The sequence below is a fragment of the Undibacterium paludis genome (assembly GCF_022568815.1).
In the GTDB taxonomy this organism is placed as follows: Bacteria; Pseudomonadota; Gammaproteobacteria; order Burkholderiales; family Burkholderiaceae_D; genus Undibacterium.
In genome coordinates, this window is sequence record NZ_JAKZHX010000012.1 from 81,498 (window position 1) to 98,863 (window position 17,366).

The following is a 17,366-nucleotide window of genomic DNA, read 5'->3' on the forward strand; positions in this document are numbered from 1 at the left end:
AAAAACGGGCCGTCAACATGAATATAAAGCCTGGTCTTGCCGTTTTTTTAGCCTGCTGCCAGTCACTGGTTTTACTGCGGCGGCTTTGCGCATGATCCCGATTTCCATCAGTATCAGCCTTGAATTTGCTTGCGAGCAGCCTCTTTCTGTGCGACTTGCTGACGCGCAAACTGGTCTTCCATATCCATCGCCTGTTTTTGCTCTGCAGTCAGTCTTTTGGCACTGATCAATACTGTCTGTGTCATGTCTTGTGCAGCATCAAAAGCCAGTTTCTGGTCTTCGGTCATACGCTTGCCGACGATAGTCACGCTGGCGATATCATGGCTTTCATTCGCATTGACCTGGGTGAATGCGGAGCTGATTGCGAGTGCGCCAGTCAGCAAGGCTACAGACAGGATCACGCCGTTTTTGAATGTGTTTTTGGATGTGTTTTTCATTTCATTTTCCTCTTCAGTGGTTGGTTGATGTGTGTACTGTAGTCTTTGCTTCGTCAAGCTGCGAGGGGCATGCGACGAAATGCATAAATCGCAGAATGAAGTGTAAAAAAGACTTCATCAAACATTTTTTCCGAGTCGGCCCCGGCACGGAATATCAGCGGAAGCCAGGGCAAAAAATGGCGCATGAATAGATACTCCAGCTAACCGACCCACATCAATATTCAGACCAGGGGCTTGCATCTGCCATACAGCATGGCGGGCCCATTTTCAATCGCCCGCTCAAGAGAAGTACTGGCCAGGCTAGCTGGATTTGCTTATTACATTCATGTGAAATGAGAATATTACATATCAATGACATTCATAATTGATATAACAGACATCTGAACATGTGATTGGATCAACAACTTTCCTTCTTTTATCATGGCATTGTTATTAATCAACAAAGGAAATACACATGATCACCGTTATCGTTTTTGCCCAATTGCTGGCCACGATTGTCATGCTGACCGCTGCACTGACTGACTGAGCATTACCTGTTTTAGCAATTTTTTTGAAGTTTTATTGTGCTTTATCTTGCAACGTGCATTATCAGCATGCGCTGTCAGTAAAGACATCAAGTTCGTGACCAGCACCAAAGACTGAAGACCTGGACCAGTCATCACATTCACCGGCGCGACCGATGCGTATCGCGCCAGGCACACCTGATAGTGTGGCTAGCCACGACAGGCGTACAATAGCGGTTTTAGCTGTTCCCGCCTTTTGCCAGCCACACCGCCATGACTATCCTGCTGACCACCCTGAATGCCCGCTATGCCCACGCCTCTCTGGGACTGCGTTACCTGCTTGCAAACATGGGTGAGCTGCAGGCCGTCACCCGTATCCAGGAATTCGTCATCGGTGCTCGCAGTACGGACATCGTCGAAAAAATCCTGGCGCTGCGCCCCGCCGGTGAAAAGTTCATCGTCGGCTTTGGTGTGTATATCTGGAACGTGGTGGAAACCACGCAGATCGTCGCTGTCCTGAAACGTGTTGCGCCCGATGTGGTGGTGGTGCTGGGCGGGCCAGAAGTGTCGCATGAAACCGGTGACCAGGAAATCATACGCCTGGCCGACTATGTCATCACTGGCTGGGGCGATGTCACTTTCCCTTCCCTGTGTCAGCAAATCCTCCATGGTCCGCAACCGCTGATGAAAGTCCATGCAGGTATGCAGCCACCGATGGCCGATATCAAGCTGCCTTACCAGTTGTACAGCGACCATGACATACGCCACCGCACCCTGTATGTGGAAGCTTCGCGTGGTTGTCCCTTCAAATGCGAGTTCTGCCTGTCGGCGCTGGACAAGACTGCCTGGCCTTTTGACATTGATCTCTTCCTGCAAGAGATGGAAAGTCTGTATCAGCGCGGTGCACGCCTGTTCAAATTTGTTGACCGTACCTTCAACCTGAATATCAAGACCAGTCTGAAGATCATGCAGTTCTTCCTGGACAAGCTGGAAGCAGCACCACACGACCCGGTATTCGCCCACTTTGAAGTCGTGCCTGATCACCTGCCAGATGCCCTGAAAGAAGGCATACAGAAATTCCCTGAAGGCAGCCTGCAATTTGAAATAGGCATACAAAGCTTCAATCCCGAAGTACAGGCCCTGATCAGCCGCAAGCAAAACAATGACAAGGCTGCCGAGAACATACGCTGGCTGTGCGAGCATTCACATGCCCATTTACATGTGGACCTGATCGCCGGCCTGCCCGGTGAAACCATGGAGAGCTTCGCGCAGGGCTTCGATAAATTGGTGGCGCTGGGCCCGCATGAAATCCAGTTCGGCATTCTGAAACGTTTGCGCGGCACACCGATTATTCGCCACACAACAGAATATCAATTGGCCTTTGATCCACAACCACCGTATACGATACTGGCCAACCGCGACATCAGTTTTGCCGACATGCAAAGACTGATACGTTTTGCCCGCTACTGGGACATGATTGCCAATTCCGGCCGGTTTAGCCATAGCCTGCCACTGATACTGGCACAGACTCCGTTCGAAAATTTCATGGCCTTGTCAGACTGGTTGTTTGCCAATACCGATGCCACCCACAGGATAGCCCTGGACAAGCTGGCAGCACTGGTTGGCAAATGGTTGCGACAGGTACAAGCTGTGCCTGCTGAAACAGTGGATGCGACCATGTCGCATGATTATGCCGGGCAGGCCATGCACAAGCAGGGACGAGTCAGTACAGAAGACAGCCCACAGGCAAGACAAACCAGAAAAGAAGCGCAAGTTGCACGGGCGCTGCCACAAAGACAGGCTCGCCATCTGGCGGCATGAATAAGTAGATGTTGAAAAATACTCTCTACAACAACTTGAAAAAAAAGTGGTGCAGAATAATGGTGATCCAACTTTGATGGGGAAACAGGAAATACTCAAATTAACTGAATATTGCCTTAGATTTTGGATATCGAACCGGAGTGGCATATAGCATTGATATGCGAATCCGTGCTTTCGTTTACTTTATGGCATAAGTAGCTCTGCCTGTTTTTTCTTTAACTTCAAACATGGCATGCAACAATCAGCGATATATCGCTCCGACAGAATATTTGCAGCTGTCTTTTTTGAAGAAGTTTTCTTAATTATTTTTGGGAATTTCTTGGAACTAGCAAACCATTTTTTTTCTCTCATATAATCATAAGATCGTTCATCCTCGCTACACAATACCTTGCATCCGGAAACTATAAGTAGTGCCGCAATATGAGGGTCATCAAAGTCTTTATCCGCACATAAATTCATTAAGTCACGCATTTTTTCGTCAACCAAATTATCGTCCACTTTTACAACTTTCCCTGCCTTATTCAATTCATTAAAATAACTCAAGAATTTTTTGAGTCGACTTAATTCTTCCCAATATTTACTTCCCCCACAGACCATTTTTCCCTTCCCTTTTATGACCCATTCCAGTACAGGTTTGTAAATGTCATGGTTTTTTGATGAAGGATCAAAAACTACTGGGATGACGTTCATATCGATGACTAAGCACATTTCTACAACCTCATCAGTTCAAGTTGTTCGCTAAGAAAAAAATCTCTGAATTGCTCCGGTTGTTCCAAAGGGTAGCGACCATCACTATCTATAGCAATGCTGTGCACTTTATTTCCTAAGCTTGTTCTTTCAAAAAAAAGCACTTGCGCATCTTTACACTCTCCCTTACTTGTACAAAGACGGAATCTGTCAATTAAATAATCACTGTGTGTTTCTATCAAAAATTTATTATTTGACTTATCACTCGCGTTGTAAATGAACTCCCCCAGTGCTGCTTGGGCCTTTGGATGAAGATGGACTTCTGGCTGCTGAATTGCAATAAATTCTTCACTAGAATTTCGCCTAGCTTCAAGTATTATCGGCAATACTTGTGACACGCCATAACCTACATTCGAAACCAGTAATTCGTTTCCACCAAGATTTACATTTATTTGAAATGGTGAGGACGCTTCTTTACCAAAACGTTTAATACTCACAGATTCAAATAATCCACTCGATTTTCCAAACTCTTTAATGATTGCCGACATTCTGGGTTCTTTGGATTTACCTGTCTTCCCCAGCAACTTATTCAAAATATTGGGGATGTGGCTACCTTCGGAAGAATACTCTGATGCTTCGTTCAAATATATTCTTTCTGGGTTGGCTCTTATAGGTGCTATCCATCGACATTCAGGCGCATCAATTTCTATTTCAAATGTAAAAGTCTTTTTACCCTTTAGTAGATCCTTTCCCTCCAAATCAGCGACAATAAATTGGTAAGCATTGGCAAAAAACAACTGTCTCGGAAAACCTTTCTTAGAGATTTTCTTATAGTCTTTCGATCGACTTTCTAAATGTTCACTAGTACATATTTCAATCAAATTTTTTGCCGAAATATCGCTGCTTTCGATTACTTTATATAGCAATGACCCATTTGAAATAACGGTTGAGATTAAACCTATAGGACTCAAAAAACTATATTTGTGTACAACAGGTAGTCCTTCTTCATTTTTAAAGGTAATTAACCGAAATACCGTTGCCCCTTTTTCATTGCTTACTTTTGTCGAGTCATAATAACCAACAGTAAAATATTTTTTATCTGTTGACTTCTTACTCATGATCTCAGAAAACGATGAAAAATGAAGATCAGGGTCATTAAATGATGGTCGAATCCAAAATCGCGCAGACCCCAAAACTTTAAGTGCCGCCAAAAAAGAAGTCTTACCGGTACTATTTTCACCAACAAGAAAATTTACCGAATGCAAGGGGATCAGTTCAGCTTTAAATCCACGGTAATTATCTAAATATACTGCTTTCAATTTTTTCTCCGTGAAGAGAGTGAGCATAGCGAAATATTGCAAATATAGGTATAGCTCTCTGGGGAAACACGTTTACTATGAATAGAAACATAAGCATGCTAATTATATTTTTAACCACATCAATTTATAATACATGACATAAAATGATTTTGATTTTTTTCATCATTTTTTGTTGTTTTCTTTATATAAAGATTAAATTCCATGAAGTACTATCAAGGAAAAAGGTTTGGCATTTGACAATTATCTCTACTCGCCATTGAACGGTAAACATAGTTGATATTAAAAAACAATGATCCGATGCAACCAATGTCGGAATTGACTTAGCTCTCATAGAAATAGCTACACTAGTAAAACGTGCAACGAAGATGGCGCAGGTAAAAAAATTACGAATAATTATCTGTCACTGATCAGTATGCGACTGATCTCGCCACTTCTTTTGCCGTGCAGGATGGCGGTATTGAGCCTGCGTATCGCCTCGTCATAGTAGGGGCCGACTGCGGCGAAATGCAATTCGTCGATGAGCATGGGCTTGGGCAAGACCTTGAAACCCTGCTCCATGGATTTATCGGATTGCGAGGTTTCATTGCGCAAAATCCTCTGCAGCAATTGCGTCACCTCATCCGCTTGCGAGCGGCGATCACCAAAGGCCATGACGTCCATTCTCTTGTTCAGCAGTTTTTTAAGGCGTGCGCCATTCGAACTGGTGTCTTCTTCGACCTGGAACAAGACATTGCGCTGACTGTCAAAATCATCACCATAACTGGTACCACGCACGACGCCAACAGTCTTGCCTTTCAGGTCCAGCATGCTGTTATAAGTAAAACTGGCATCGCTGCGGGTAACCAACCAGACGTAATTGGCATAGATAGCTTCAGAAAACTGGAAAACCTGCAAACGCTCACGGTTTTTCGACAGGCCGAAAACGATGCCCTCGCCATTCCTGGCGTTGTTGAGCAAGCGCGTCCAGGGATAACGGCGGATCTCGAATTTCACCTGTAGTTCGCGTTCAAAAAAATTCAGCAACTGACGGATTTCATCGCGTATGGGGACGATGTCGCCTGCTTCATTACGTAGTTCCCTGACCAGCAGCACCAGCCTGTCATTCTGTCCCCCATCTGCCGCCATTGGCGCAGGCGAGGCCAGCAACAGTGCCACACATGTCAGCAGTTTCAAAGCATGCGCTACAGACTGCACAAGTCTGCGAAATCGCCATACTGACTTCGCATGAAAATACATCATCATGGCCTCTAGTGGACTGTAACAGTAGAAACAGGAGTGAAAGGCGCTTGCCCGGCGATCGGGACAAGGCGCAAAGCACAGTGATAGTGAACTATCGCGAGCATTTGCAACGCAGTCATGGGCGTCGCGCAAGCGGAAGGCACTCTGTTTTCTACTGTTACAGTCCACTAGCTCAGTCCGTCATCAACAGGCGCATCAATCGGATTTGATCAGGCAAATTTGTCCAGCAGGCTGGCCAGGCGCCTGGTACTGGCGACGGCTTCTTCGGTCGTATCCGCCTTTTCTGCATGCGTCACCACTGCGCTGGTCAGCAAGGTGACAAAAGACCGGTCAAGCGCCTTGCGGGCGGCAGACATCTGTTGCGCCACTGCTTCGCAGTCCGCAGGCACAGCTGCCTTGGCGATCAATTTCTGTACGCCGCGCAATTGTCCTTCTACCCTCGCCAACCTGTGTAGCAAGTCTTTCTTCTGCTGCTCACTCAGGGCTGTACCTTGCACTATTTTCAGCGGGGCAGTATCTGCCATGATCTTGCTCCTTGATGATCGATGCGCGCATGCACCGCATTACGGCATCCTGTCTTGTCGTGGTGCTGCCCCCTGTGGGTGCAGCCGTTTCATATACTCTACCGAGTATATTGGTATCAATCAAGCCCGTCGCGGCAAACGTATCTTTACCAGCAGACCCCGGCGGTCCTGGTCTGTTTTCACTGCGTAATCAAGACTGACCTCGCCATCATGCAGGCGCACAATATCATGCACTATGCACAGACCCAGACCCGTGCCACCCGGGTTGACGACCGAGCTGGATGAAGCACGGTAAAAAGGTTCAAAAACTTTTTCGCGATCCGCTTCCGGTATGCCGGGCCCGCTATCTTCCAGGTCCATGCAAGCCTTGCCGTCCTGCTGATAAACACGCAGGACGATGCGCCCGCCCTCCGGGGTATAGCGTATGGCATTGTCAAGCAGGTTACTGAGCATTTCATGGAGCAGCAGGGCCTGGCCACGATAGGGCACATCCTGGTCGGCTTCCAGCGACAGGTCGAGTTGCTTGCGCACGGCCGGCATCGCCAGTTCCAGGCAGACCTGCTGGGCCAGCTGGTTGAGCAGGGCATCGTCGACTTCAGCCGCAACGGCACCGTGGCCGGTGCGCGCCAGTGTCAACAGACGGTTGGCCAGATGCACGGTGGCATCCGTGGTCTGGGCAATGCTGGCGACGATCTGGCGCATGGCGACCGGGTCATTTTCCCGCAGGGCCAGTTCAGCCTGGGTCTTTAAGACGGTCAGCGGAGTGCGTAACTGATGCGAAGCATCGGCAATGAAACGCTTTTGCCCGTTGATCAGGGTCTGCAGACGGGCCATGTAACCATTCATGGCATTGACCAGCGGCCGTATTTCCTTGTGCACGACATTCGGGTCAAAGTCCGACAGATCGGTGGGTTCGCGCGCCTCCACATCGGCGCGCAATTGCATGATCGGTGACAGTACAAAACGCAGGGCCACCCAGACCATCAGCGCCACCGCCAGTACCAGCGCAGCCTGGCGCAACAGGGTATCGATCAGTATCTTGCGTGACAGACCACGCCTGGCATCGAGGGTTTCGCCCACTTCTATCAGGGCAATGCCGCGCATCTGGTCGTCATACACCGGCTGATGCAAGGCCGCGATACGGACCGGCTGGTCCTGGTAGTCTGCATGAAAGAAATGCACCAGGGCCGGATAGATTTCAGAACGCGGTACATTTTTGGGCAAGTCAGGCAGGTCTTCATAGCCCGAGACAAATTCGCCATTGACTCCAGTGACCTTGTAATACAGGCGACCGAGCGTATCGGTTTCAAAACTGTCAAGCGCCACATAGGGGACATTGGCAACAACCTTGCCATCGAGTATCTGCACCCTCTCTGCCAGCGCGCGTGCCGATGACAATAGTGACCTGTCATACGCCAGGTCTGCCGCATCCAGGGCATTGCGGTAGACGGAAAAGGCATTCAGGGCCACCAGCAGGACCAGGGGTATCAGCAGCCAGCGCAAGAACTGGCCGCGCAAACTGCCCAGGCGGTAGGGCCTGGCCATCAGCGCGCTTCCAGCAGATAACCTATGCCGCGCAGGGTGACGATCACCACTTTGCCGGCACTGACTGTCTCCAGCTTTTTGCGCAGGCGATGAATATATATTTCTATCGCATCGAGATTGGCGTCGTCATCAAGGGCAAATACTTCATCAAACAATTTGTCCTTGGAGACCGCCTGGCCGGGCCGGCTGATCAGGGTTTCCAGTACTGCATATTCACGCGGCGTCAGCGACAAGGCCTGCCCATCATAATGGAACTGCCGGCTCACCGTATCAAAACTGAGCGCCCCACAAGTCAGGGTCACGGCCTCATTGCCCTGGGCACGGCGCAGCAGGGCCTTGACCCGCGCTTCCAGTTCGGCCAGCTCAAAGGGCTTGGGCAGGTAATCGTCGGCGCCGGAATTCAAGCCCTGCACACGATCATTCAGACCGCCACGGGCAGTCAGTATCAGCACCGGGGTCTTGCTGCCACGCGCACGCATGCGCTTTAACACTTCCATGCCATCCATTTTTGGCAGACTCAGGTCAAGGATGACCAGGGCATACTCTTGTGTATGTAACAGGGCATCGGCATCAGCACCGTTGAGAGCAGTTTCTACCGTCAGGTGTGCATCACGCAAGGCCTTGGCCAGCCAGTGGGACAACTCAAGATGATCTTCAACTAAAAGTATGCGCATAAATAAAAGCCTGTTCAGCCCTGATATGAAGCCTCGGGTTTAAGTCTTGATAACTCCGTCCCCTCTAGGCTACCAGCAGGCTGGAACAGCGTCACTATTCATGTAACTATTTCTGACAAGAAAACTGCTTGGTTTTCGGTAAACCATATCGCAATCCCGGCAAGCTTGACCTAAGATATTTCCATGGACTTACCATAAAACAAGAGAATTTTGTGCATTCAACAACAGGAGGCCAAAATGAGTATGACGTCCATCTTAATAAGATTGTCTCTTTGGCAAAAATTTGTTTTATTAAGTGTTATTGCCCTGATACTGGCGAGTATTCCCACAGCATTGTATTACTTTGAATCATCCAAAAATCTGGACGCGGCACTAGCCGAAAAACAAGGCTTGCCAGTCATGACGCAAATACTCAAAACCGTGCAGCTGACACAGCAGCACCGTGGTTTGTCTGCGCTGGTGCTCGGTGGTGTCAGCAGTGAAAAAGACAAGCGCGAGGCCAAACAGAAAGAAGCTGATGCAGCCTATACCAGTATGGCCGCCTATGTCAAAACCATCAACGACAAAGCCATCACGGATGCCTGGACCAAGGCAGAACAGGACTGGAATACCTTGCGTGAACAGGTAAGCAAGGCGACCATCACAGTGCCTGGCAGTTATCAGGCTCACAGCGCACTGGTGCCCAAACTGTTGTTGGTCAACGATCTCATCGGTGACTATTACGGCCTGAGCCTTGACCCTAATATAGACAGTTATCAGCTAATACAGGCCATGTATTATATCCAGCCCTACCTGACTGAAGAGCTGGGTCGCATGCGCGCCAAAGGGGCTGGGCTGCTGGCCAAGAAAGAAGCCACACTGGAAGACAAGATGGTCGTCTCGGACCTGATTGCCAGGTCGAATGACCGCAACCAGCAAATGAATAATTCTTTCAACAAAGCGGTGCTCAGCAATCCCGATATCGAGAAAAAGCTTGGCGCCATCATGATGGAAGCCACCGGGCAGGCCACAGGTGCGATGAAACTGGCGACGGAAAAAATCGCCAAGGCCGAAACCCTGGATTTCTCATCGGTGGACTATGTGCAGGTAACGACCCGCGCCATTGATACCCAATTTCAGCTCAATGCGGACGCCAGCAAGGAATTACACAGCATACTCGACCAGCGCATCAGCGATTTTTACAAGCTCCGCTGGACCATGATCGCTTCCATGCTGGTGCTGATCAGCGTGGCCGGCATGTTTGCCAGGGCCATTGCACGTTCAGTCAGCGTCCCGCTGGAACAGGCCATCACGGTAGCCCAGCATATTGCCAGCGGTGACTTGCGCTTCCCCGTTGATGTCAGCGGCCACAATGAAACCGGGCGTCTGCTACAGGCGCTGGAAGACATGCGCGTCAGCCTCATCGGCATAGTCGGCAATGTCAGGGACAGCATACAAAATATCAACAATGGTACGCACGATATCGCCAAAGGCAATGTGGATTTGTCAGCCCGTACCGAAACCCAGGCTTCCAGCCTGGAAGAAACCGCCTCGTCCATGGAACAGATGACCGGTACGGTCAGACAGAATTCAGACAGTGCCAGGCAGGCCAACCAGCTCGTCAATGACGCCAGCAAGGTCGCTACAGCGGGTGGCGGTATCGTCAACCAGGTCATCCACACCATGGAGGCCATCAACGGTAGTTCACGCAAAATTTCTGAAATTATCGGCGTCATCGACGGTATCGCCTTCCAGACCAATATCCTGGCCCTGAACGCCGCCGTCGAAGCCGCTCGTGCTGGCGAACAGGGACGTGGTTTTGCCGTCGTCGCCACCGAAGTCCGCAACCTGGCCCAGCGCAGCGCCACCGCCGCCCGCGAAATCAAGGACCTGATAGGCAGCAGCGTAGAACAGGTAGACGCCGGCAACGAACTGGCAGGCCATGCAGGCAAGGCCATGAATGACATCGTCGCCAGCGTCAAACGCATCACCGACATCATGTCAGAAATCGTCACCGCCACCGCCGAGCAAAGCACAGGCATAGAACAGATTGATCACGCCATCACCCAGATGGACGAAATGACCCAGCAAAACGCCGCCCTGGTCGAACAGGCCGCTGCTGCTGCCGAAGGCTTGCAGGAACAATCACAGGCGCTGGTGCAGACGGTGAGTGTGTTCAAGCTGTAGTCGTACAATACTTTCCCAACAGCAAAGGGACTCTTATGCGTCCCTTTGATTTGTTGAGTTGCCATGCACAGCGCAATCTGGAATGAAGTCACCAGCGTAGGTAATATCCTGCAAGACGTCCGGTTTCATTACCGGATCGTGGCAATTTCACTTCGATTATCCAGTAGCGATTTTTTGCTTCGACAAGCTGACCATACCTTCAATTTCTAACAATCGCATCGAGCGGTAAACGCCTCAAGGCTACACCGTCACTTCCGAAAACATGCAGTGCTCGGGGCGGCAGCGAAAATGCGACGTTCTGTCCCACGCGGAGCTCCTCATTCTGGGTTTTTGCCACCAGCGTTGCTTGCTCGTCCGTCCATTCGAGATGGACGTAACTGTGCTCTCCCAATGCCTCCACGTGGACGATCCTGGCTCGCCGCTCCCCCTGCCCAAGCACCACGTGTTCGGGCCGAATACCTAAGGTCAGCGTTGCACCCGGCGCTAGCTCGTCACCGTCCACGCCTACAGCGCAGTGCTGTCCTTGTAGCATGGTCACGATGCCATTTGGCGCTACAGTTTGAAGGCTGGCCTTCAGAAGATTCATCGCCGGCGAACCGATAAACCGCGCCGCAAACAGATTAGCCGGCTGGTGATACAGTTCCAGCGGCGTACCGATTTGCACCACGTTTGATTGGCCAGACGCATCGGCGGCGGGACACAACAGTACAATCTTGTCCGCCAGCGTCATTGCTTCCACCTGGTCGTGGGTGACATAAATCATGCTGGCCGAGGCAAGTGTGCGGTGCAGGCGCGCGATCTCCAGCCTCGTCTGCGCACGTAGCGAGGCATCCAGATTAGACAAGGGCTCGTCGAACAGGAACACCTTGGGCTTCTTGACGATGGCGCGACCGATTGCCACCCGCTGACGCTGGCCGCCGGACAGTGCGCCCGGCTTGCGCATCAGCAGCGGTTCCAGTTGCAGGATGCGCGCGGCATCCATGACACGACGCTCGATTTCCGCCCGCGGTAGCCGTTGCCGGGTCAGACCGAACGCCATGTTGTCGTACACCGTCATGTGCGGATACAGCGCATAGCTCTGGAAGACCATGGAGATATTGCGTTCAGCCGGCGGCACATCATTAATCGTCTGGCCATCGATGGTGAGGGTGCCAGCGCTGACCGACTCCAGTCCTGCGATCAGCCGCAACAGACTCGATTTTCCGCAGCCCGAGGGGCCGATAAATACGCAGAACTCGCCCGGCGCAATCTCCAGGTTGATGTCCTTTAGGACGTGCTGGCCGTTGTAAGACAGCGCGATATGATTGAGGCTAACTTGCGTCATGGATTTCCCGTTCTACTTGATGCCACTGGACTGGTCGTTGATGTCCAGGAAGCGCCGGTTCAGTGTGATGTACATGATCAAAATCGGCAAGATGGAAATGACCGAGCCAGCCATGATCAAATTCCATGACGATGATTTGGCATACTGCTTGGCCACTGCGTTCAGGCCCTGCGTCAGCAGATACTTGTCGACGCTGGAGATGAACAGAAGCGGTTTCATGAACTCGTTCCAGATGCCCATGAAGACAAAGATGGCTTGAGTGGTCAGCGCCGGCCTGGCCATCGGCAGCACAATGCAGAAAAAGCGGTGCAGTCGTCCCGAGCCGTCCAGCGTGGCGGCTTCCTCAATCTCCACTGGGAAGTTGACGAAAAACTGTCGCATCATGAAGATGTAGCCGATCGATACCGCTGAAGTCAGGATCACCGACAGATGCGTATCGACCAGCCCCATGCGCGCGACGATCATGTAGGCAGGAATCATGGTCACCTGGCTGGGTACCATAATCAGCAGCATCAAGGTCTGGAATACCAGCCCACGGCCACGAAAACGGAAGCGCGCCAGAGCGTAGCCTGCCATGGTATTGAACAGCACATTGAGCAGCGTAACCACTGTCGCCACCAGCAGCGAATTCCACAGCCATTGATAGAATGGGCCTTGAAGAATTGTCTCGTAGGCCGCCAGCGTTGGTACCTGCGGCCAAATACTTCCCGCCTCGGCGATCTCACGCGGACTCTTGAGCGAGGTAAGGATGGCCCAGACAAATGGTGCTAGCGTTAGCAGGCTATACAAGGTCAGCACAGCATACAGCAGGCCGTTGGTATAGGATAGGCGCTTCATCGGTTGGCCCCTTCCAGGCGCACAAAGCGATTGAGGACCAGCGTTGCACAGAAAATAATCAAGGTCAACACCACCGCCAGCGCACAGGCCAGGCCCATGGTGTTGTAGTTCTTGAAAGCATAGTGGTAAATCAGCAGCGTAAAGGTCAAGGTAGCGTTTTCCGGCCCGCCCTCACCCCCAGACAGGATGAAGGCCTGGTCGAATACCTGGAAGCAGCCGATCAACCCCATGGTCAGCACATAACAGGTAATCGGCATCAACTGCGGCACGCTGATCTCCCAATGGCGGCTGACAGGACCGGCGCCGTCCAGCAAAGCCGCCTCATACAGCGAACCGGGAATTTCCTGCAAGCCTGCCAGGAACACCACCATGAAATGGGGGATCGTTGAAAACACATTCATCATCATGATGATGCCCAGCGCCCATTTCGGATCACCCAGGAAGTTGATGCCGATGCCCAGGTGCTGCTGCAAGAACAGCACCACCACACCGTTGTTATTGAACAGCCACATGAAGATCATGGTCATGGCCGCCGATGAGGTCAGCGTCGGCAAAAACAGCAGGGTCACGAAGCTGCGCTTGAAACGGATTTTGCTGTTGATGGCGCAGGCCAGTACCATGGCCAGCACCGTTTGCAGCGGCACCACCACCGCCACGTACAATATCGTGTTGTAGCAAGCCGCCCAGAACTTATCGTCGTCGACCAGATAGGCGAGGTTGCGCAAGCCGACAAAGGTATGACGCCCAGACACCAGGTCCATCTTCTGCACTGACATATATAGCGCATAGACGATAGGTGCCAGTGTGAACAGACCGACCACCAGCAGCGCCGGCAACAGGAAGGCATAGGCACCGATGACCGCGCCACGCGGCACGCGGATGCGCCTGATCATAGAAATAGTTGCCATGGCAGCCTTCATCGCTGACGCTCGATTTCGCGGTTGGAGACGGTTTCGGCTTTTTCCAGCGCCTGCTGCAGCGACTTGCTGCCGTTGAACGCGGCCAGGAACTGGTTGCCGAAATTGGTGTTCAGTATCGGCAACTCAATGCCGCGCGACCACACCGTGGCATAGCTGGCCCCCTCTACGTGCGCCGCCAGCGCTGGGACAGTACGCACTTGCATCGCCGCCTCGACGCTACGCCTGGTCGGCAGCGTGCCGGAGGCGCTGGCCCACAACCGCTGGCCGGGGCCAGTCATATAGCGTGCAAAGCGCAGGCCGGCTGCCTTGTTCCTGGCGCCGCGCGGCACCGCATAGCCGACCACAAACGCCATGGTCTGCTTGCGCTGGTTCACGGTCGGCATTTCGCGCGTGACGAATGGCACGTCCCCGTAATCGTTCTTTAACGCGGGCTGCACCCAGTTCCCCTCCATCATCATGACGGTACGCTGCGTACCGAAAGCAGCGCCGGGCCAGTCGGCACCCAGATCGTCCTTGGGCGAATACAAATACTTCAGCAAATGGCCACTGACCAACTGATTCAGGTAGGCATAGGCAGCAGCATTGCCGATAAAGTGGGCGTGGCCATCGGCACCGATCAGGGGCTGACTCGAGGTCTCCAGCGCTGCCAAGTGGCGTGCCAGATCCTTTTCGACAATCATCGCCGCCACTCCGCGTGGCAGGCGAGCTTGTAAGGTCCGGGCAAAGCGCATCAGGCCATTGAAATCGCGCGGCACGTCATCGGGATAGTAACCAGCCTGCTTGAGCAGGCGTGGGTTCAGGTATAGCGCCAGAGTCGAATAGTCCTTGGGCAGGCCATACAGCTTGCCGTCGCGGCCACGAAAGGCCTGTAGGAATTGTGGATAAAAATCGGCCAGGTCGGCCGGGCTCAGTTCCAGTGGCTCCAGTACATCGCTTTCGATCAGCACCGGCGCCTCGGACGCATCCAGGTAAAATACATCGGGCGGGTTGCTGGCGGCAAACCGTGACTTGAGCACGTCCTGGTATTTATCTTCGATCACCTGCTTACGTACCGCGATACCGGTGCTGCGGGTGAAGGCGGCGGCGGCCTGGTCGAAGGCCGCGACCTCGGCCGGGGATGAACCCCACACCGCCACGGTGACGGCTTCGACGGCTTGCGCAGGGGCTGTCAGCGCCAGCATCGTACACAGCAAGACAATGCCCCGGCGCTCGACTTGCTTATCCATAGTTGGTCTCCTGATACTTCGTTGGCCGTGATCGGCGCATCGTGTGGTCGGCATAGAAGTCAGCTCATCAAGTCATTGTACTAGCGGCCAGCGGCGGCCGCACTGCCAGATAGACCGTGCTCCACAGCTGCACGGCGTTGGCTTCGTCGGTAGTGGCCGCACCAGGGCCGAACGGCTGCAGACGATATTGGCCATCGCCCCAGGTCCAGGACCACAACTCGGAATTGCTTTGTGCCTGGGTCGACTGAATCACCGGCCACAGCGCCTGCTGCGCCGCCACCAGCAAGTCGCGTGTGCTGACAGGCAAGTCCACGCGCAGCAGTTGCCGCGCCAGGCCAGCGGCCAGCAAGGCTTGCTGCCATGACCACACCACTGCGCCGTGGTAGCGGTCCGGGCCAAACAAAGGCCGCAACGCATCGCTGGCATATGCGCCGTTCGCCACCACCAGGCCGACGCCGGTCATCAGGCCAGCAGGGTACGGCCGCATCATGGCAGCCAGCTCGCGCTCAATCACGTCGGTGGGCGGCTGCAGCAACAGCAGCGCGAAGCCGAAGTCGGAATGCAGCACCGGGATAGGCTGGTGCTGTGCGTCAAGCGCGATGGCGCTGAAGGCCAGCCCCTGCTCATCCAGGCTGGCCAGAGCCGGTGCTGCATCGATGCCCAGTTCCTGCGCGCAACGGCGCACACTGAGCTGCGTCGAGGTGGTGTCGCGCTGCACCGCAAAGTAGGCCGGAACCTGTTCTTCCCACAACTGTGCCAGTCCGGCCGCCGTGGCGTCGTCCGGCAGATACGGCGCCAACAGGCCGCTGGCATGAAGCGCGGCGATGGCGTGCAACGCCGCCGGCACCAGAATGGCGTTGACGTTGTACGACACCACACCGCCACCCAAGCCGTCCGCACTGTCGCGCCAGTCGCCTGTGACCTGGCCATTTCGCAGGTGGATCAGCGTATCGACGCCGGGTCGCTGAGCGTAGTCGCTCGCCAGTCGCTGTACCAACTGGAAGTTGCGGCACAGCGCAGTGCCGTAAGACTCTCCATCAGCAGTTTTTTGGGCTAGCCATTCGGCAGCGTGCTGCGCGCTGCCTGCATGCTCCAGCAAATAGGCTCTGGCGACCGGCGCCAGCATGAAGTCGTCATCGACCATCTTGTAGTCGTACACGGGGACGCCGCCGCTACCGTGCAGCAGCGCCATCTCGCCGATGTCTTCTTCATGGGCGACGGCTCCCTTAGGATCAAGCCGTTCCAGCACCGACGCCAGGCCGGCCTCGGTAGCCTGGCGTGTCAGTGCCGGCATCAGCAGCATCAGCGACATCAGGGTATCGCGACCGAAATAGGTGTTGAAGCGCCACGAGCCGGCCAGCAGCTTGTCGCGGTAGCTGAGAAACGCCAGACTCTGGCGCGCGCGCAAGGTGCCGGCCGTCGGTTCGCGCAGCAACTGGTCCGCAGGCAAAGGCTGCAACGCGGGCTCGCCCGTCAAGGCGGTCAGGCGCAGTTGCAGCATCTGCCCGGCGGTACTTAGCGTGATTTGCCCGTGGGCGTCAGTGCTGACGCTGCCGTTAAGCACTTGTAGCACCATGGCGTAACCGGCCGAGCCGTCGATGCGGTCGCGCGACCAGCGCACGCTGTTGGTGCCCATATGCATGGTGTTGTGCATACCGGGTGGCAAGCGGCGGTCGTGCTGGTAATCGCGCAGCACACGTGCTGAGCTCAGCACGGCACCGCTCACGATCAGACGTGCGCGGTCAACGCCGATGTCAACCGTGACGCCGACCAGCAGCCGCCCCTGGTCGTCCTTGCTTTGCGCGGCCTGCAGTTGCGTCGCCCCATGCCAGAACAGAGCCGCGCCATCAGGCTCGAACCAGAGGCCGGTAGCGCTGTTCCCGGCCGGGAAGGCAGCCAGCAGGCGTGCTTCTGTGCCGGAGGTAAGCAACAGGTGGACTGCGACCGGTCCCTCGCGCAGGAATTCGTTGGCGACCAGCCCCTCAGGCAGGGAGAAGCGCAAGACTGATTCGGTGGTATTCGGCATCGGGTGAATCTGTTCCATGAATAAGTTCCAAAAAACTGGTGATAAAAAACTGTCAGATACGTGGCTCAGGACAGCGTCAAGATCTCGCGGTCTACGCCGACACGACGGATTTCCAACG

14 protein-coding genes are annotated in these 17,366 nt (G+C 53.5%); 2 read left to right on the forward strand and 12 right to left on the reverse strand.

Features of this window, described 5'->3' with window-relative positions:
- Window positions 1–113 precede the first annotated feature (113 nt).
- Window positions 114–437, reverse strand: coding sequence for a hypothetical protein (locus tag LZ463_RS20345; protein ID WP_241457846.1), 324 nt, complete (start codon window positions 435–437; stop codon window positions 114–116).
- 776 nt (window positions 438–1,213) lie between these two features.
- Between LZ463_RS20345 and LZ463_RS20350 the strand changes: the two genes are divergently transcribed.
- Complete coding sequence (locus LZ463_RS20350) at window positions 1,214–2,761, forward strand: B12-binding domain-containing radical SAM protein (RefSeq protein ID WP_241457848.1); 1,548 nt, start codon at window positions 1,214–1,216, stop codon at window positions 2,759–2,761.
- Between the two features lie 183 nt (window positions 2,762–2,944).
- Here LZ463_RS20350 and LZ463_RS20355 read toward each other — a convergent pair whose 3' ends face one another.
- From LZ463_RS20355 to LZ463_RS20380, 6 genes are all read right to left on the reverse strand, one after another.
- Window positions 2,945–3,451, reverse strand: coding sequence for a hypothetical protein (locus LZ463_RS20355; RefSeq protein WP_241457850.1), 507 nt, complete (start codon window positions 3,449–3,451; stop codon window positions 2,945–2,947).
- Between the two features lie 20 nt (window positions 3,452–3,471).
- Entirely contained in the window at window positions 3,472–4,767 is a 1,296-nt protein-coding gene (locus tag LZ463_RS20360; protein WP_241457852.1) for an AAA family ATPase, read from the reverse strand.
- Between the two features lie 393 nt (window positions 4,768–5,160).
- Window positions 5,161–5,922, reverse strand: coding sequence for a substrate-binding periplasmic protein (locus LZ463_RS20365; protein ID WP_241457854.1), 762 nt, complete (start codon window positions 5,920–5,922; stop codon window positions 5,161–5,163).
- 293 nt (window positions 5,923–6,215) lie between these two features.
- Complete coding sequence (locus LZ463_RS20370; RefSeq protein ID WP_241457856.1) at window positions 6,216–6,530, reverse strand: metal-sensitive transcriptional regulator; 315 nt, start codon at window positions 6,528–6,530, stop codon at window positions 6,216–6,218.
- A 120-nt stretch (window positions 6,531–6,650) separates the two neighbouring features.
- A complete protein-coding gene (locus LZ463_RS20375) occupies window positions 6,651–8,075 on the reverse strand; it encodes a sensor histidine kinase (RefSeq protein ID WP_241457858.1) in 1,425 nt (474 codons plus the stop codon).
- Window positions 8,075–8,749, reverse strand: a complete 675-nt coding sequence (locus LZ463_RS20380) for a response regulator (protein WP_241457860.1) — start codon at window positions 8,747–8,749, stop codon at window positions 8,075–8,077. The genes LZ463_RS20375 and LZ463_RS20380 overlap by 1 nt, the downstream gene beginning before the upstream one ends.
- A gap of 399 nt (window positions 8,750–9,148) precedes the next feature.
- On the opposite strand from LZ463_RS20380, the gene LZ463_RS20385 reads away from it, so the two are divergent.
- Window positions 9,149–10,915, forward strand: a complete 1,767-nt coding sequence (locus LZ463_RS20385; RefSeq protein ID WP_241457862.1) for a methyl-accepting chemotaxis protein — start codon at window positions 9,149–9,151, stop codon at window positions 10,913–10,915.
- A 199-nt stretch (window positions 10,916–11,114) separates the two neighbouring features.
- Here LZ463_RS20385 and LZ463_RS20390 read toward each other — a convergent pair whose 3' ends face one another.
- The 5 genes from LZ463_RS20390 to LZ463_RS20410 all read right to left on the reverse strand — a co-directional run bounded on the left by LZ463_RS20390 (window position 11,115) and on the right by LZ463_RS20410 (window position 17,266).
- Complete coding sequence (locus LZ463_RS20390) at window positions 11,115–12,239, reverse strand: ABC transporter ATP-binding protein (RefSeq protein ID WP_241457864.1); 1,125 nt, start codon at window positions 12,237–12,239, stop codon at window positions 11,115–11,117.
- A 12-nt stretch (window positions 12,240–12,251) separates the two neighbouring features.
- The gene (locus tag LZ463_RS20395) at window positions 12,252–13,076 is read right to left on the reverse strand and encodes a carbohydrate ABC transporter permease (protein ID WP_241457866.1); all 825 of its coding nucleotides are present in this window, start codon (window positions 13,074–13,076) and stop codon (window positions 12,252–12,254) included.
- Entirely contained in the window at window positions 13,073–13,984 is a 912-nt protein-coding gene (locus LZ463_RS20400; protein ID WP_241457868.1) for a carbohydrate ABC transporter permease, read from the reverse strand. Before LZ463_RS20400 ends, LZ463_RS20395 begins: the two co-directional genes overlap by 4 nt.
- Before the next feature lie 8 nt (window positions 13,985–13,992).
- Window positions 13,993–15,222: an extracellular solute-binding protein gene (locus LZ463_RS20405; protein ID WP_241457870.1), complete on the reverse strand. Its 1,230-nt coding sequence runs from the start codon at window positions 15,220–15,222 to the stop codon at window positions 13,993–13,995.
- Between the two features lie 67 nt (window positions 15,223–15,289).
- Window positions 15,290–17,266 carry a glucosidase family protein gene (locus tag LZ463_RS20410; RefSeq protein WP_241457872.1) on the reverse strand — a complete coding sequence of 659 codons (1,977 nt, stop codon included), beginning with the start codon at window positions 17,264–17,266 and terminating at the stop codon, window positions 15,290–15,292.
- Window positions 17,267–17,366 lie beyond the last annotated feature (100 nt).

Excerpts from the sequence above, each read along its gene's own strand:
- LZ463_RS20345 (WP_241457846.1), bottom strand. The coding sequence starts at position 437 with ATGAAAAACACATCCAAAAACACATTCAAAAACGGCGTGATCCTGTCT.
- LZ463_RS20350 (WP_241457848.1), top strand. The coding sequence starts at position 1,214 with ATGACTATCCTGCTGACCACCCTGAATGCCCGCTATGCCCACGCCTCT.
- LZ463_RS20355 (WP_241457850.1), bottom strand. The coding sequence starts at position 3,451 with ATGAACGTCATCCCAGTAGTTTTTGATCCTTCATCAAAAAACCATGAC.
- LZ463_RS20370 (WP_241457856.1), bottom strand. The coding sequence starts at position 6,530 with ATGGCAGATACTGCCCCGCTGAAAATAGTGCAAGGTACAGCCCTGAGT.
- LZ463_RS20375 (WP_241457858.1), bottom strand. The coding sequence starts at position 8,075 with ATGGCCAGGCCCTACCGCCTGGGCAGTTTGCGCGGCCAGTTCTTGCGC.
- LZ463_RS20380 (WP_241457860.1), bottom strand. The coding sequence starts at position 8,749 with ATGCGCATACTTTTAGTTGAAGATCATCTTGAGTTGTCCCACTGGCTG.
- LZ463_RS20385 (WP_241457862.1), top strand. The coding sequence starts at position 9,149 with ATGACGCAAATACTCAAAACCGTGCAGCTGACACAGCAGCACCGTGGT.
- LZ463_RS20390 (WP_241457864.1), bottom strand. The coding sequence starts at position 12,239 with ATGACGCAAGTTAGCCTCAATCATATCGCGCTGTCTTACAACGGCCAG.
- LZ463_RS20395 (WP_241457866.1), bottom strand. The coding sequence starts at position 13,076 with ATGAAGCGCCTATCCTATACCAACGGCCTGCTGTATGCTGTGCTGACC.
- LZ463_RS20400 (WP_241457868.1), bottom strand. The coding sequence starts at position 13,984 with ATGGCAACTATTTCTATGATCAGGCGCATCCGCGTGCCGCGTGGCGCG.
- LZ463_RS20405 (WP_241457870.1), bottom strand. The coding sequence starts at position 15,222 with ATGGATAAGCAAGTCGAGCGCCGGGGCATTGTCTTGCTGTGTACGATG.
- LZ463_RS20410 (WP_241457872.1), bottom strand. The coding sequence starts at position 17,266 with ATGGAACAGATTCACCCGATGCCGAATACCACCGAATCAGTCTTGCGC.